At 71.8% G+C, this 14,175-nt stretch carries 11 protein-coding genes and 1 pseudogene; 6 read left to right on the top strand and 6 right to left on the bottom strand.

The features are described from left to right. Positions 1-15: 15 nt before the first annotated feature. Entirely contained in the window at positions 16-2,310 is a 2,295-nt protein-coding gene (locus ACFJIT_RS14420) for a hypothetical protein (protein ID WP_379654005.1), read from the bottom strand. A 454-nt stretch (positions 2,311-2,764) separates the two neighbouring features. Beyond that, positions 2,765-3,073 (bottom strand): annotated as a pseudogene (locus ACFJIT_RS14415) (discoidin domain-containing protein); the annotation flags it as partial. 296 nt (positions 3,074-3,369) lie between these two features. Between ACFJIT_RS14415 and ACFJIT_RS14410 the strand changes: the two are divergent. Then, positions 3,370-4,386: a hypothetical protein gene (locus tag ACFJIT_RS14410; protein WP_379654004.1), complete on the top strand. Its 1,017-nt coding sequence runs from the start codon at positions 3,370-3,372 to the stop codon at positions 4,384-4,386. Positions 4,387-4,458: 72 nt separating this feature from the next. Next, entirely contained in the window at positions 4,459-5,217 is a 759-nt protein-coding gene (locus tag ACFJIT_RS14405) for an AAA family ATPase (protein WP_379654003.1), read from the top strand. 6 nt (positions 5,218-5,223) lie between these two features. On the opposite strand, the gene ACFJIT_RS14400 is transcribed toward ACFJIT_RS14405, so the two are convergent. The 3 genes from ACFJIT_RS14400 to ACFJIT_RS14390 all read right to left on the bottom strand — a co-directional run bounded on the left by ACFJIT_RS14400 (position 5,224) and on the right by ACFJIT_RS14390 (position 8,550). Next, on the bottom strand, positions 5,224-6,816 hold the full coding sequence (locus ACFJIT_RS14400) for an EAL domain-containing protein (protein WP_379654002.1): 1,593 nt from the start codon (positions 6,814-6,816) through the stop codon (positions 5,224-5,226). A 280-nt stretch (positions 6,817-7,096) separates the two neighbouring features. Continuing rightward, positions 7,097-7,798 carry a glycosyltransferase gene (locus ACFJIT_RS14395; protein ID WP_379654001.1) on the bottom strand — a complete coding sequence of 234 codons (702 nt, stop codon included), beginning with the start codon at positions 7,796-7,798 and terminating at the stop codon, positions 7,097-7,099. Between the two features lie 173 nt (positions 7,799-7,971). Further along, positions 7,972-8,550 carry a hypothetical protein gene (locus ACFJIT_RS14390; protein ID WP_130515013.1) on the bottom strand — a complete coding sequence of 193 codons (579 nt, stop codon included), beginning with the start codon at positions 8,548-8,550 and terminating at the stop codon, positions 7,972-7,974. Positions 8,551-8,761: 211 nt separating this feature from the next. Here ACFJIT_RS14390 and ACFJIT_RS14385 point away from each other — a divergent pair, with 211 nt between their 5' ends. From ACFJIT_RS14385 to ACFJIT_RS14370, 4 genes are all read left to right on the top strand, one after another. After that, on the top strand, positions 8,762-9,100 hold the full coding sequence (locus ACFJIT_RS14385; RefSeq protein ID WP_130530405.1) for a hypothetical protein: 339 nt from the start codon (positions 8,762-8,764) through the stop codon (positions 9,098-9,100). 199 nt (positions 9,101-9,299) lie between these two features. Further along, positions 9,300-9,536: a hypothetical protein gene (locus ACFJIT_RS14380; RefSeq protein WP_379654000.1), complete on the top strand. Its 237-nt coding sequence runs from the start codon at positions 9,300-9,302 to the stop codon at positions 9,534-9,536. Between the two features lie 155 nt (positions 9,537-9,691). Further along, positions 9,692-10,615: an oxygenase MpaB family protein gene (locus tag ACFJIT_RS14375; RefSeq protein ID WP_130523831.1), complete on the top strand. Its 924-nt coding sequence runs from the start codon at positions 9,692-9,694 to the stop codon at positions 10,613-10,615. Positions 10,616-10,753: 138 nt separating this feature from the next. Next, the gene (locus ACFJIT_RS14370) at positions 10,754-13,744 is read left to right on the top strand and encodes an EAL domain-containing protein (RefSeq protein ID WP_379653999.1); all 2,991 of its coding nucleotides are present in this window, start codon (positions 10,754-10,756) and stop codon (positions 13,742-13,744) included. 21 nt (positions 13,745-13,765) lie between these two features. On the opposite strand, the gene ACFJIT_RS14365 is transcribed toward ACFJIT_RS14370, so the two are convergent. Further along, positions 13,766-14,164 carry an XVIPCD domain-containing protein gene (locus ACFJIT_RS14365; protein WP_379653998.1) on the bottom strand — a complete coding sequence of 133 codons (399 nt, stop codon included), beginning with the start codon at positions 14,162-14,164 and terminating at the stop codon, positions 13,766-13,768. Positions 14,165-14,175 lie beyond the last annotated feature (11 nt).

Below are 14,175 nucleotides of genomic sequence, written 5' to 3'. Positions count from 1 at the left end.
CCGCCGGCGCCGGTCTCACCACTGCGCCACCAGGGTGGAGAACGGCCGCGTCAGCGCGACGCCCTGCGCATCGAAGTCGCGCACGGCGCGGCCATCGACGGTGACGCTGCGCGGCCGCTGGCGGTTGGGCCAGTAGACCTTGAGCGCGCTGTCGGCCCTGAGCCCCTTGCCCAGCGTGATCGTCAGCCGCTGGCCTTCCTGCCGGGCCTGCATGGCCAGCGTGCCGTAGGCGGTGGGCAGGCCGTCGACCTTCAGGCCGGGGCCGGCGACCCAGGACGGCGGCGTGCCGGGCAGCAGCGACAGCGCGCGGTCGCCCTCGAACATCAGCATGCCGAACACGCTGCGCGCGTACTCGGCGCCGATCCAGGTGTGCGGCATGTCGCCCAGATAGATGGCGTGGCGCTTGTCCGAGTACACGACCTCGGCCAGTTCCTGCCACGCCGTCGGCCGGCGGTCGCGCACCACGTGCTCGAGCATGAACTGCGCATCGGCCGGCCGGTCCAGGTGGACGAAGGTCAGCACGTTGCGCATCTCGTAAGGGGTGTAGGCGTACAGCGCATCGGGGGCGTCGCGCTGGCGCACCTGCGCCAGGTAGGCATCTAAGGTGCGCTCCAGCGCGTCGGCCGGCAGCACGTCCTGCGCGCCGGTGGGATCGAGCGCGATCGACACGCTGGTCGGGTCGGAGCCGCCCTGGTCGGCATCGGCAGGAATCGTGTCGATGCCCTTCCAGCGCATGGTGGCGCGGATCGAGGCGGCCAGTGCATCGCGCAGCAGCGTGTACTGCGCGCGCGCCCACTGCGCCGTGGCGGTGTCGCCCCATTGTTCGGCCAGCCAGGCGCCGTCGTGCCAGCCGCGCAGCGCCCAGTAGTCGTCCCAGTAGCTGTGCGTAGGCACCGAATAGCCCTCGTGGCTGATCGACGGCGCGAGGATGCCGGCGAAGCGCTCCGGCGCCGGACGATCGGCCTGGTAGCCCGGCACCAGCGTGCGCTCGCGCAGTTGCTGGAGGAACTTCAGCGCGCGCTTCACCTGCGGCTGGTATTCGCGCACGGTCTGCGCGCCGCCGTCCAGGCGCGCGACCTCGGCCACCAGCCACAGGTACTGGCCCTGGGCGTCGTACTCCAGGTCCGAGCCGAAGCCGGTGTTGACGCTGCCGTCGTCGTTGAGGATCGGCGAGACCAGGCCGTTGTCGTGCACCGCGTGGGTGCTGTACCAGTGCAGGTAGTCGCGCGCGGTGTCGGCCATGCCCATGCGCAGCAGCACCGCGGCGGTGGCCGAGCCATCGCGGATGAAGGAGCGGTTGTAGTTGCGCGGGCCCGGCTGCATCGCCGGGCCGCTCTGGTTGAGCAGCATGTACGCGGCCTGCGCGCGCAGCATGTCCACCAGCGAGGGATCGGGCAGGGACAGGCCGATCCGGCCCAGCCGCTGCTGCCACTGCGCCGCCTGCGCATCGGCCAGGGCGTCGAACCGCGCCCCGGCATCGCCATTGCCCAGCAGGGCCTGCACGTCCAGCGCCGGCGCGGCCGGCCAGTGCGCGGCCTCGACCGCCTTGGCGTCGATCACCTCGTCGCCCAGCGCGAAGGCCAGCACGATGTCGCGCTGCGCGCCCGGCGCCAGGTGCACGCGCCAGCCGAGCAGGCCGGCGGCCAGTCCCTGCGGGTCGCTGGCCTGCTGCGCCTGCGGCGCGGTGCCGGCCGCGGCGAAGCGGGTGATCTCGTTTTCGCCATGCGCGCCGAACGCGGCCACGCCATGCAGGTCGGGCGCGCTCGCGCTCTGGAACAGCAGCCGTCCGTTGACGCGCACGCCGGCGCCGCCCCGGCCGGTCTCGACGGCGATATCGCGGATCGGCGACAGGCCGCCGTTCTGCCAGGGCGGGCTGACCTGCAGCGGCCGGGTCAGCAGCGAGAGCGTGCCGTCCACCGCGGTCGTGCCGGTGTTGCGCAGGCGATGGCGCACCAGCACCACCGGCGCGCCGTCGTGCTCCAGGGCAATGGCCTGGCTGGTGAGCTCCAGTCCGGGCTGGGCGGTCCACTGCGCCTGCGGCATCGGCATCCAGCCCTCGCGCAGGGCGTGCCGGATCGGCGTGTCCACCGTGGCCGCGGCCGCCTTGCCGCCGGCGTCGCGCCAGACCGGCTGCACCAGCGGCGCGCCCTTGAACGCCTCCAGGTTGCCGTACTCGTCGAACACCGCCTTCTGCCGCCCGGCCGGCACCCCCACCACCGTCCAGTACACCTGCTTCATCTGCAGCGAGGACGGGAACAGCGCCGCCTCCGGCCCGGCGGCGGCCAGCTGGTAGCGCTTCATCGGCGTCATCACCGCCTCGGGGGCCGAGCACGCGCACGCGGGTCACGCTGGGCGCGGTGCCGGCGTGGGCGAGCAGACGCAGCGCGCTGACCGTGCGCGGCGCATCGCCGGCCAGGTAGGAGGACGCGCCGAAGGCGTGCGGCTCCTGCGCCAGCGGCGCCCACCGGCCCGAGGCAGCGCGGCCTTCCAGCGCCACACTGGCCGGGGTCGTGCCCCAGTCGACCTGCAGCCCGGCCACGTCCTGCGGCTGCGGGAAGCGCACCTCCAGCCCGTAGCCGCCCTGCTGACGGCCCAGCGCGCGGGCCGGGCCACGGCTCCAAAGGGCCGCCGGGTCGCCCGTGCCGGCCAGGCCGGCGATGCGCGGCGCCTGCGCCACGGTGAGCGGCTGGAATTCGAAGATGCCCACGCCCCAGTCCGCCGTGCGCGCCGGCGCGGCCAGGCGCAGGTAGCGCGTGCGCACCGCCGGGAACAGCACGTACTCGGTGCGGCCCGGGCTGTCGGTGGTGGCGTAGATGGTGCGCCAGGCCTGGCCATCGTCGGAGGCCTGCAGCTGATAGGCGTTGGCGTGGCTGACGTCCCACTGGATGCGCACCCCGCCGAGGTCGGCGGCCGCGCCCAGATCCAGCTGCAGCCAGTGGCCGGGCGAGAACGGCCCGCCCCAGCGCGTGGCCGGGTCGCCATCGAAGGCATGCGCCGAGGCCAGGGCAGGGGCCTCGGTGGCCGAGCTGCTGGCCTTCCACTGGCTGCGCGGCGGCAGTCCGTCGGCGGCCATCGCCGGCAGGGCGATGCACAACCAGCCCATCAGCACGCCCCGGCGCAGCGCCGCGCCCGTCCGCCCGCGCATCCCCATGATCGCACTCGCTGTAACCGTTCTCATGCGGCGATGCTGGCAGGGCCCGACGGACCTGGCGAGCGGCACCGCAACATCACAGCGCCCTGGCCTTGCTGAATGCCGGGCGCATGCCGTGAAGGCGCGTAACGCAATGCCATCAATTCGGTGCGGACGCTTGCGCACAATGCCGCGCTTGATTTGCGCAATGGCGGGGACACTTGGCGGCAGTAGCACACATGGAATGGGACGAGTCGCGCCTGCGCGTCCCCGCGGCGCTCCTGAGCCTGGCGATCATGGCCCTCATCGCCCTGGTCCTGCTGCAGGCGCCGATGGCGCGACTGGCCCCGGCGCGCAGCCAGGAGCAGCGGCTGCGGCTGGAATTCATCGCCCGGCCACAGGCCGCCGCGCCCGCACGCCCGGCCGCATCGTTCGCCGAGCCGCCGCGCGCCGCCGCCGAGGCGACGCCCGCCGCGCCTTCACGCCCACCGCCGCCGGTCGCCGCCCACCAGCGCCCGCCGGCCACCATTCCGCCGCCGCTGGCTACGCCCCGGGTCACCGCGCCGGCCGATCAGGGCGAGGTCGCCCGCGCGGTGTACGACCGCGACGGGCGGGCCAAGCTGCCGCCCGGCGTCGTCGCCGAGCCGGGCCCGCCGCAGGGCAGCCCGCCGGGCCTGTCCAACGCCCGCGACGCGGCCAAGACCAAGGCGCTGATGGAGCGCCCCAATCCGGTGCAGTACAACGAAACCCGGTTCGAGAAGGACTGGGTGTCCAAGGGCACGCTGGGCGATGTCGCCGCGCAGAAGGTCAACCGCGCCATCGCCGACATGTTCAAGAGCGGGCGCAGCTCGCCCACCGCCCGGCCGCCGCCGGACACGCGCTTCAACCCCGCCCTGGCGCAGAACCGCGACGACCTCGGCAGCGAGGCCACCGGCGATGCCTACAAGGCCGCGCCGATCGCGTTCGAGAAGGCGCCGCAGCCCACCGGCGAGGCGACCAAGGCCATCCGCGCCCAGCTCGACGCGCTGCAGGGCCGCGCGCTGATGTGTCACGACCCGCGCAAGGACAAGTGGCTGGCCGACGTGCGCAGCAACCTGCAGGCGCTGGAACGCAGCGAGAACGCGCTGGCCCACGGCGCCGACCCGGCCCGCGCCCAATACCAGCTGCCGCAGGCCATCGACGCGGCCTACGACCTGTCGCGCCGCGCGCTGTGGTACGCCGACAAGCAGCTGTCGGGGTGTGGCAAGGCCGGCTGATCGCGGTGCGTGCGTTCGCGCAGGTGATCGGGTCATGCTTGCAGGCGGAGTCTCCGCCTCGAAGGATCGCCCATGCCCTCCTGGGATGCCACGCACTATCTGCTGGATGTCGCGCTCAAGCGCGAGAAGGATCCGCCGATGGACCGGTATCCCTTCAGCCTGCCCGGCATCCGCGGCCTGGCCGAGGAACGCCTGGTCTTCCACCCCGCGGTGACCTTCCTCGTCGGCGAGAACGGCAGCGGCAAGTCCACGCTGCTGGAGGCGATCGCGGTGGCCTGGGGCTTCAACGCCGAGGGCGGCACCAGAAACTTCAACTTCAGCACGGTCGCCTCGCATTCGACGCTGCACGACTACCTGCGCCTGGGGCGCAGCGGGAGGCGGGCCAGGGACGGCTTCTTCCTGCGCGCCGAGAGCTTCTACAACGTCGCCAGCAACATCGACACGCTGGGTGATGACGTCGTCAGGGCATACGGCGGAGAGTCGCTGCATGCCCAGTCCCATGGCGACTCCTTCATGTCGCTGGTCGAGCATCGCTTCAGGGGCAACGGGCTCTATGTACTGGACGAGCCGGAGGCCGCGCTCTCGCCCACCCGGCAGATGGCCCTGCTGGCCCGCATCCATGCGCTGGTCCGGCGCAACGCGCAGTTCATCATCGCCACGCATTCGCCGATCCTGATGGCCTATCCGGATGCGCAGATCGTGCAGATCGGTCCGCAGGGCCTGCAGCGCGTCAGCTATCGCGAGACCGAGCATTACCTGGTCACGCGCGCGTTCCTGGAAAATCCCGAACGCCAGCTGCACTACCTGCTCGGCGACGCCGAGGAGTCCTGAAGCCGCTCAGGGGCCCGCCTCGTTCTCCCGCGCCGCGGCGGCCGCGCGCGCCGCCTGCTGGTTCAGGTACAGCTCGATGAAGGTCATCGCCGGCACCGCCTTGCCGAACAGCCAACCCTGGCCGTAGCCCACGCCCTGCGCGCTCAGGAAGTCGGCCTGCGCGGTCGTCTCGATGCCCTCGGCCACGCAGTCCAGGCCCAGCTCGCGGGCCATGTCGATGATGTGCCCGGTCACCGCCGAGGTGGCCGCGCCGGTGCCGATGGCATCGATGAAGGTCTTGTCGATCTTCAGCGCGTCCAGCGGCAACCCTTGCAGGTATTGCAGGCTGGAGTAGCCGGTACCGAAGTCGTCGATCGCCACGCGGTGGCCCGCCAGGCGCGCCTGCTCGATGGTGCGGCGGGCCGCGGCGATGTCCACGAAGCCGCGCTCGGTGGCTTCCAGCCAGAGCTGCCGCGGGGCGATGCCGCTGCCTTCCAGCGCCTGCGCCAGCACCGCCAGCAGCCGGCCGCTGCGCATGTCCGCGGCGCTGAGGTTGAGGCTCACGTGCAGACACGGGTGGGCCGCCAGCAGCGGCCCGAGGTCGCACACGATCGCGGCCAGCACCTGGTCGGTGATCGCGTCGATCAGCCCGGTCTGCTCGGCCAGCGGGATGAACTGGTCCGGACGCACCAGGGTGCCGTCGGGCCGGCGCCAGCGCACCAGCGCCTCGGCGCCGACGATGGCCGCGTCCGCCAGCCGCACGATCGGCTGGTAGTGCGCGACGAACTCCTGCCGCTGCACCGCGCGGGTCAGGGCGCCGGTGGGCGAGAGCCTACGCTTGAAGCCCAGGATCACCATCGCCACCGCCACCGCGGCGATGAGCAGGCCGATCGGCAGCAGCATGCCCTGCTGGCGCGGCAGCCCGGCGGCGGCGCGTGCCATGGGCGCGCTGACCACCACCATCCAGCCATCGCGCCGCTTCACCGAGAACAGATGCGCCGCGTCGCTTCCGTTGTCCCGGCGCTGGCGCATGGCGCGCGACAGCGCCTCATCGCTGAGGTTGCGCTCGCTCAGCACCACGCCCTGGGCATTGCGCACCAGCAGGCCGATATCCGGTTCCAGCACCAGATCGGAGAAGCGCGCCGGGTCGATCAGGACGTTGTAGTTGTGCTGATGCAGGACCAGCATCTGCCGCCCGCCGCTGATCTGCGGCAGCACGCGCGCGTACAGGCGCAGCCCGTCCGGGCCGACCGCATCGGCGGGCAGGTCGTCGGGCACGCGCACCTTGGTCGGCCCCCACGACGTGCAGCGCAGCAGACCGCCCTGGAAGAAGCCGACTTCCTTGACCGCGGCCGAGTCCATCGCCGCCCGCCGCATCTGCGCGACATGCGCATCCGAACATGGCACCAGGCGGCTGCGCTGCATGGTGTGCAGCACCTGTGTCGCCTCGTCCATCGTGCTCTGCGCGCGCTCCAGCGCCAGCGCGGCGAACTGGTCCAGACGCTGCTGTTCGTTGCGCACGGCCAGATGCCAGGACATCGCCAGGGTGGCGATGATCGGCACGGCGATGCCCAACAGCGCCAGTCCCGTCGCCGCGACGATGATCCTCGCCCGCCCCATCGCCCCGTGCGCTCCATGTACCGTGTTCATTCCCCGGAGCGAACTCTAACCGCTCGGTTCGCTCGCACGCCGGACCTCGCGCACGCTTCCGATCAGCCGTGGCCAATTCGTGCAGATTCGCGAACGGTCGCGATTGCGGCACGTGCCATTGCGCAGAGGGAGCCGACGCGGCGGACGCCGTGCGCCGCGCTGTTGGACGCCTGCGCGCGATCCCTAAAGCCGGCGTCTGCACGCTTCATGTCGGCCGCTGCCACGCACCGACACGTGGCGGCCACGCGCGCTAGCCGCGCCGTCGCGGGCCGTACCAGAACGCCAGCCGGTCGCGGCTGTGCAGGAGCCCGCGGCCATGGCGCGCCAGGGCCAGCGCCAGGCGCAGGTGTTCCCACGCGCTGAAGGTCTGCAGCTTGCGCACCGAGGTCCACACCGTCTGGCGCAGCAGCACGAAGCGGCCCTGCCGGGCCAGCGCGCGGCTCATGGCCACGTCCTCACCGGCGAACAAACGCAGGTCGAAGCCGCCGCTGGCCTCGAAGGCCGCGCGCGTGCAGAACAGGAAGCAGCCCGGCGCGATCCGCGCCCAGCGCAGCAGCGTGCCGAAGACCGCTTCGCCCAGCCGCGCATGCCAGGCCACGGGGCGCTGCAGGCGCACCCGCGCGCCCCCGCCGACGGCGCCGCCATCAAGCGCCGCCAGCGCCGCGCGCAGCGCCTCGGCGTCGACGTGTGTGTCGGCATCGATGAAGCACAGCCGATCGCCGCGAGCGGCGGCCGCGCCGGCATTGCGTGCCGCGGCGATATGGCGCGCCTGGATCGACAGCACGCGCACGCCGGCCGCCAGCGCCAGCGCGGCGGTCGCATCGGTGGAATCGTCGTCGACCACCACGATCTCCGCCGCCACGCCGCACGTGGCGATCGCGCGCTGCAGACAGGCCAGCGTGTCCGGCAGCAGTGCGGCTTCGTCGTGGGCGGGCAGGATGCAGGACAGCATGGCCCATGCTGTCACGCGCGGATGTCAGAAGGAGGTGACCGCATCGGGCGCGTCAGGGCGCCGTCGCGGTACGGCCGTTGGCCTCCGCTTGGCGTGTCCGTGCCATGCGCCATCGCGCAACGGGCCGCCGCAAACAAGATGCCCGGCTTGTCGCCGGGCACCTGTGACGCACTTCAGTCGTTGCCGAGCGCCACCAGCTCGCGCGCCAGGTCGGCGTGGCGGTGCTGGCGACCCATCTCGCGCATGATGCGGATGTCCTCGTGGCGCAGCGGTCGGCGCGCGATCACGCGCTGCTTGTAGGCCAGCACCTCGGGATAGGTGCGCGCCAGTTCCAGCGCCTCCTGCACCTGCTCGACCGAATCGCTTTCGTTGCTCACCGGCTCGCGGCTGGAGAACGCGTTGACCCAGCGCGACAGACCCGCCTTCTGGTCGAAGACCTGCGCGATCAGCCAGAGCACGAACAGCATCGCGACCCAGATCAGCAGCACCAGGATGATCTTGGGAAAGCTGGGGTTGTAGCTGTGTTCCCACAGGTTGTCGGCGATGATCGCCAGCGCGGTCAGCGACGCGCCCAGCCACACGATCACCGAACCGGCCAGCCACTGGCCCTTGGCGATGTCCAGCAGATGGATCTCGTGTTCGATGCCGCGGTCGGTCTTGCTCAGCCAGTGCGCGGCCTGTTCCTCCAGCGGCTTGCGGTGCAGCTCGTTGTCCGCCAGCAGCAGGTTCAGGCCCTTGAAGAGTTGGCTCATGGTTCGATCCTCGCCTTGAACAGGTGGCCGGCCCGGCGCCGCCACCTTTGTGCGCAGCATAGGCCGGTGCGCCGCGAAGTTTCCGTGAGACGAAGGTAGAAGATGAACCGGGCAGCCAGCGCCGTGAATGTTGCGTTGCGACATTCTTCACGCATGCCTAAGCCGGGCCATCCGAAAGTCGAACCCGCCTCCACCCCCACGGATGCCCCCCATGGCCAGCGAACCGGGCCGCCGCGACGACGCGGCGTGCATCATCGTCAACATCGATCGAGAGCGCGATTTCTGGAAACGCCATTACAGCGAGCTGCCGTGCCGGCAGGCCGGACTGGGCTTCGAGGCGTGCTGGCCGCTGCTGATCCGGGCCTATCACGTCTACCTGCACCATCCCAACGCGGGGCGGGAAGTCGGCGCGGTGCTGTTCGCCAACTCGCCCGAGGCGATCGACCATGGCCTGGAGCCCAGCCTGGCGGGGCGGATCTTCGCCCGGGTGATGGATCGCATCCAGCGGGCGACCACGCGCCTGCAATATCCGATGCCCGCGCACGCCTGAGCCCGGCGTTGAGAAACCCGCGTTACGCCTCACGAGCGTCAAAACGCGATTTTATGAATCATCTCAATTCTGAACTGTGACGCCTGCAATGGTGTTCTCGTGGTTTAACGAGAATTTCATCGTCACTTCGACCTAACACTTACAAGTGGGCTGCAACCCTGTTGTTCGAGGCCATTCTTCCGAGCCAAGGACACGTCGCATGCACCCCCAGCAAGCAGAACACGGACGCGCCGTCCTGATCGATATCGACCGGGAACGCGATTACTGGCGCCAGCACTACGTCAACATGCCGCGCGCCTCGCAGCACCGCTCCTTCGAGCTGTACTGGCCGGCGCTCTCAAGCGCCTACGACGTCTATCTCAATCATCCGCATACCGACCAGGACACCGGTTCGGCGCTCTATGCCAACTCCGGGCGGTGCGTTCGCGCGGCCTGAGCCTGGAAGAGGCGCGGGCGATCTACGCCGAGGTCTGGCAGCGCATCACGCGCTGAAGCCGCCCTGGTGGTGGACCTGGAGGAAGGCGCCCGCGGGGCGCCTTCTTCGTTTGCGCCTCCACGAAGGCCGCGCCGGGTGGTCGGTAGGATGGGCGCATGTCGCTGCTCCGCACGCTCATCGCCCCCGCCGCCGCGCCGGTGCGACGCTGGGTGCTTGGCGCCTTCCCGCGCGGCCAGTCGGGGATCGACTACGACCTGCCGCACGGCGATCCGGGGCTGTTCGGCCCGGACAGCGTGACCTGGCGCATCCATGGCGATTTCCCCGGCATGCTGGCCGGCGGCCTGGCCGCGCTGATGCTGCAGGCGCTGCACCCGCGCGCGCTGGCCGGGGTCTACGAGCATTCCAACTTCCGCCAGGACCTGGTCGGCCGCCTGCGCCGCACCACGGCCTTCGTGGCCGGCACCAGCTATGCCTCGACCGCCGAGGCGCAGCGGCTGATCGCCCGGGTGCGGGGGATCCATGCGCACGTGCGCGGCACGCTGGCCGACGGCACGCCCTATGCCGCCGACGATCCCGACCTGCTGACCTGGGTCCACGTCACCGAGGCGCACGGCTTCCTGCAGGGCTATCGGCGTTACTGCCGGCCGGTGCCGCCGGAGATGGCGGATCGCTACTTCGACGAGGGCCGGCGCGTGGCGCAGGCGCTGGGCGCCCGCGAGGTGCCGGCCTCGCAGGCGCAGGTGGAGGCCTACTTCGCGGCGATGCGGCCGCAGTTGCGCTTCGATGCGCGCTCGCGCGAGGTGATGGACGTGCTGGCACAGGTCCGCTTGCCGGTGCCGGTGGCCGGGCTGTCGCGGGCGGTGTTCCTCGGCGCGGGCGCGGCGCTACTGCCGGACTGGGCACGGACGCTGCTCGAATTCGACACCGCCCGGCACGCACAGTCGGCGGCGGCTGCCGCCAGCCTGCGCGGCATGGCACCGCTGTTCCGCATCGCCCTGCCGGACGGCGCCTGCGCCCATGCCTGCGCGCGCATGGACGTGCCCGTGGCGGACATGCGGCGCTGGCCTGCGGGGGCCTGAGCCGGTCCTGTGGCGCGGGCTGTCGGCGGGCGGAGCCGCAGCGTATGCTTCGGGCGAGTCGCCGCGCGGGTTCGGGGGGCGCGGCTGGCCCCATGACCGTCCCGGGGTGGCAGGACCTCCGTCCAACAGCGGGTGCACATGGATCGTTCGGTTCTAGGCCCATCGCCGGTCAAGTCGGTCGTGCAGACCCGCACGGTGCTCGGGTTTGGCCTGCTGCTGGGCGCGGCGCTGGGGATCGGGCTGGGCTGGTGGGTGATCAGCGATCGCCAGAACCGCCTGCAGGCCGCCGAGCGCCAGAGCCAGGCCCTGGTCGTCGGCGTCGAACGCGCGATCGGCCTGGAGCTGCGCAACCTCGAGCGCGCCATGCGCGGCATCGCCGCCGACGCCACCGCGCTGCTGGCCTCCGCGCCGGACCGGGCGCCGGGGCTGATCGGGCAACTCATTAAAGGTGTGGCCTCGCGGCATCACGAGCTGGAAAGCGTCGTCATGGTCGATGCGCAGGGCCGCGCGCTGACGCCCGGCCGCGGCGATCCCAGCTTCCCACAGTGGAAGGCCGGTGCGACCGCAGGCCCCTCGGACCGCCTGCAGCTGGGGCCGCTGCAGTGGCTGGAAGACGGCCGCCCGGTGCTGCCGCTGGCCCTGCCGATGACCGTCCAGGGCGAGGGCGGACCGCGCTGGTTACTGGCGCGGCTGGATACCCGCGCACTGCAGGCCCTGATCGACGGCCTGGACTCCGGCCGCGATGGCGCACTCGGCGTGGTCGGCCCCAACGACCAGCTGCTGGTGCGCAGCCTGGGCGGCAGGCCCTCGCGCGAGGGCATCGGCACGCGCATCGCCGTGCCGCAGCCTGCCGAGCTGGCGCCGCAGGTCGCCGTCACCCAGCGCGTCAGCGAGGTGGACGGCCTGCGCCGGGTGGTGGCTGCGCGCGCGCTGCCCGGCTATCCGCTGCAGATCTGGGCGGGGCTCTCGACCCAGCAGGTGCTGCTGCCCTGGCATCGCTTCGTCGCCATCGCCTCGCTGCTCTATGTCCTGTACTGGGCGATGCTGGCGGTGCTGCTGCGGGTGGTGCGGCGCGCCGACCGCGACCAGCGCCACATGCTCGAACAGCTGCAGCGCAATTCCGAGCACCTGCACTTGGCCCAGCACACCGGCAAGGTGGGCGCCTGGGCGATGGAGCAGGGCGGGCGGCAGGTGGTCTGGGGCGCCGACGTCAGCCAGATGTTCGGCCTGGGCCAGGCCGAGCCGCCTTCGCTGTGGGCCTTCATCCGGCACGTGCACGTGCGCGACCGGCGCATGCTGGCGCGCCGCTTCGTCAGCGCCTGGCGCAGCCGCGGCGCGTTCTCCTGCGAGTTCCGCCTGGTCAGCCGGGACGGCGCGGAGCGCTGGGCCGTGGCGCGCGGCGGCGTGGTCGCCGGTGCGGGCGGTCACCTGCGCATGACCGGCACGCTGGTGGACATCAGCGAACGCATGGAGGCGCAGTCGCGCCTGAGCGATGCCGAGCGCCAGTTCCGCCTGATCTTCGATCGCAACCCGCTGCCGTTCTGGGTGCACGACGCGCGCACCCGGCGCTTCCTCGAGGTCAACCGGGCCGCGACGCTGCAGTACGGCTTCGGCCGCGAGGAATTCCTGACCATGCACCTGTCGGACATCTGCCCGGCCGGACTGCCCGGCGGCAGTGGCGTGGTGCAGGGGGTGGCCGCGGGATTCGAGGACGCGCACGTGTCCCAGCACCGGCGCAAGGACGGCTCGACCCTGCAGGCGCGCGTGTACGTCAGCGACATCCGCTTCGGCGGGCACGAGGCCAAGCTGGTGCTGTCCGAGGACATCTCCGAGCGCCTGGAGTACGAGAAGGAGCTGGCCTACCGCGCGCGCCACGACCAGACCACCGGCCTGATCAACGTGCAGACGCTCAGCGACCGCCTGGACCAGGGCCAGCATCCCGGTTATCAGGTGCTGTACCTGCAGCTGCGCGGGCTGCAGCCGATCCGCGACGCCCTGGGCCGGCAGACCGCCGACGACGTGCTGCGCACGCTGGCCGCGCGCCTGCAGCTGTGGGCCCAGCAGTTCGGCCTGGCCGCGCACCAGCCCGACGAGGACTTCGTGCTGGCGGTGCTGCATGCCGAGCGCCTGCAGGCCGCGATCGAGGCGGCGATCGAGGCGGTGCGCGAGCCGGTCGGCGACGGCGACGGCTCGATGCAGCGCCTGGAGGCGCGCTTCGGCCTGGCGGGCGACGAGGGCGGTGGCCTGCGCGCGGAGAACATCATCGACAACGCCGCGCTGGCCGCGCACGCGCTGGATTCCTCGGCGTTCGAGATCTCCCGCTACGACGGCGCGCTGGCGCGGCGCTACAGCGAACGCCTGCGCATGGCCGCGCGCCTGCGCACGGCGCTGGAGCACGGCGAGTTCGACCTGCATTTCCAGCCGATCGTGCGCACCGTCGACGGCAGCGTGGCCGCGCTGGAGGCGCTGGTGCGCTGGCCGCAGCGCGACGGCACCCAGATCGCGCCGGCCGACTTCATCCCGCTGTGCGAGGACATCGGCCTGATCGTGCCGCTGGGCAACTGGATCCTGCGCCGCGCCGCCCAGGCCCAGGCCTGGCTGCAGCGCCAGGGCTGCGACGACCTGCCGGTGGCGGTCAACGTGTCCACCCTGCAGGTGCTGCAGGCCGATCTGCCGTCCGAACTGGAGCAGGCCTGCGCGCTGGCCGGCATCTCGCCGCACGCGTTGCACATGGAGCTGACCGAGAGCGTGATGATGCACCGCCCCGAGCAGGGCATGGCGGCGATGCAGCGCCTGCGCGATGCGGGCGTATGCATCTCGCTGGACGACTTCGGCACCGGCTTCTCCTCGATGTCCTACCTGCGCCACCTGCCGCTGAGTTCGATCAAGCTCGACCGCACCTTCGTGCGCGACGTCGACCGCGATCCGCGCAACGCCAGCATCTGCAAGTCCCTGCTGATGCTCGGCCACAGCCTGGGGCTGGAGATGATCGCCGAGGGCGTGGAACGGCCCGAGGAACTGGAATGGCTGCGGCGCCACGGCTGCGAGCAGGTGCAGGGTTTCCTGCTGGGCCGCGCACAGCCGCTGGAGCTGGCCCTGCAGCGCGTGCAGGGCGTCGCGCTGGGCTGAACGCCTGCGAAGGGCGCGCGTTCAGCGCGACAGCTGCGGATCGGGGGGTGTCTGGACGGGCGTGGACAGCTGATGCTGCTCGTGCAGCTGGCGCAGGCGCTCGCGCGATTGCGCGGCGGGGATCGCCACGGCCTGCTCGGTGCGCATGTGCGCCCGCAGCTGTGCCGGATCGCCCAGCGCGCCCTGGACGACGAAGACCAGCTCGCCCTGGCCGACCTGCGCATTGCGCTCGGACAGCACGACGTGATCGATGCGGCTCAGCCCCTGCTCGCTGGCCAGCACCGCCAGGCTGGCGCTCAGGCGCTCGCTGTTGGCGTCGAAGGGCCGGCCCAGGTCGGCTTCCAGACGGCGCACGCCGGCTTCGGCCTGCTGGGATAGGGCTTCCGGGCTGGCGGCGGGGGCGGGATGCGGCGTGTTCATGGCGGGCGCCT

The sequence above is a fragment of the Pseudoxanthomonas sp. UC19_8 genome (assembly GCF_042700505.1).
Taxonomy (GTDB): domain Bacteria; phylum Pseudomonadota; class Gammaproteobacteria; order Xanthomonadales; family Xanthomonadaceae; genus Pseudoxanthomonas_A; species Pseudoxanthomonas_A winnipegensis.
The sequence above is the reverse complement of the archived record's forward strand: the minus strand, read 5'-3'. Positions and strand labels throughout refer to the sequence as shown.

Excerpts from the sequence above, each read along its gene's own strand:
- ACFJIT_RS14420 (WP_379654005.1), bottom strand. The coding sequence starts at position 2,310 with ATGACGCCGATGAAGCGCTACCAGCTGGCCGCCGCCGGGCCGGAGGCG.
- ACFJIT_RS14410 (WP_379654004.1), top strand. The coding sequence starts at position 3,370 with ATGGAATGGGACGAGTCGCGCCTGCGCGTCCCCGCGGCGCTCCTGAGC.
- ACFJIT_RS14405 (WP_379654003.1), top strand. The coding sequence starts at position 4,459 with ATGCCCTCCTGGGATGCCACGCACTATCTGCTGGATGTCGCGCTCAAG.
- ACFJIT_RS14400 (WP_379654002.1), bottom strand. The coding sequence starts at position 6,816 with ATGGGGCGGGCGAGGATCATCGTCGCGGCGACGGGACTGGCGCTGTTG.
- ACFJIT_RS14395 (WP_379654001.1), bottom strand. The coding sequence starts at position 7,798 with ATGCTGTCCTGCATCCTGCCCGCCCACGACGAAGCCGCACTGCTGCCG.
- ACFJIT_RS14390 (WP_130515013.1), bottom strand. The coding sequence starts at position 8,550 with ATGAGCCAACTCTTCAAGGGCCTGAACCTGCTGCTGGCGGACAACGAG.
- ACFJIT_RS14385 (WP_130530405.1), top strand. The coding sequence starts at position 8,762 with ATGGCCAGCGAACCGGGCCGCCGCGACGACGCGGCGTGCATCATCGTC.
- ACFJIT_RS14380 (WP_379654000.1), top strand. The coding sequence starts at position 9,300 with ATGCACCCCCAGCAAGCAGAACACGGACGCGCCGTCCTGATCGATATC.
- ACFJIT_RS14375 (WP_130523831.1), top strand. The coding sequence starts at position 9,692 with ATGTCGCTGCTCCGCACGCTCATCGCCCCCGCCGCCGCGCCGGTGCGA.
- ACFJIT_RS14370 (WP_379653999.1), top strand. The coding sequence starts at position 10,754 with ATGGATCGTTCGGTTCTAGGCCCATCGCCGGTCAAGTCGGTCGTGCAG.
- ACFJIT_RS14365 (WP_379653998.1), bottom strand. The coding sequence starts at position 14,164 with ATGAACACGCCGCATCCCGCCCCCGCCGCCAGCCCGGAAGCCCTATCC.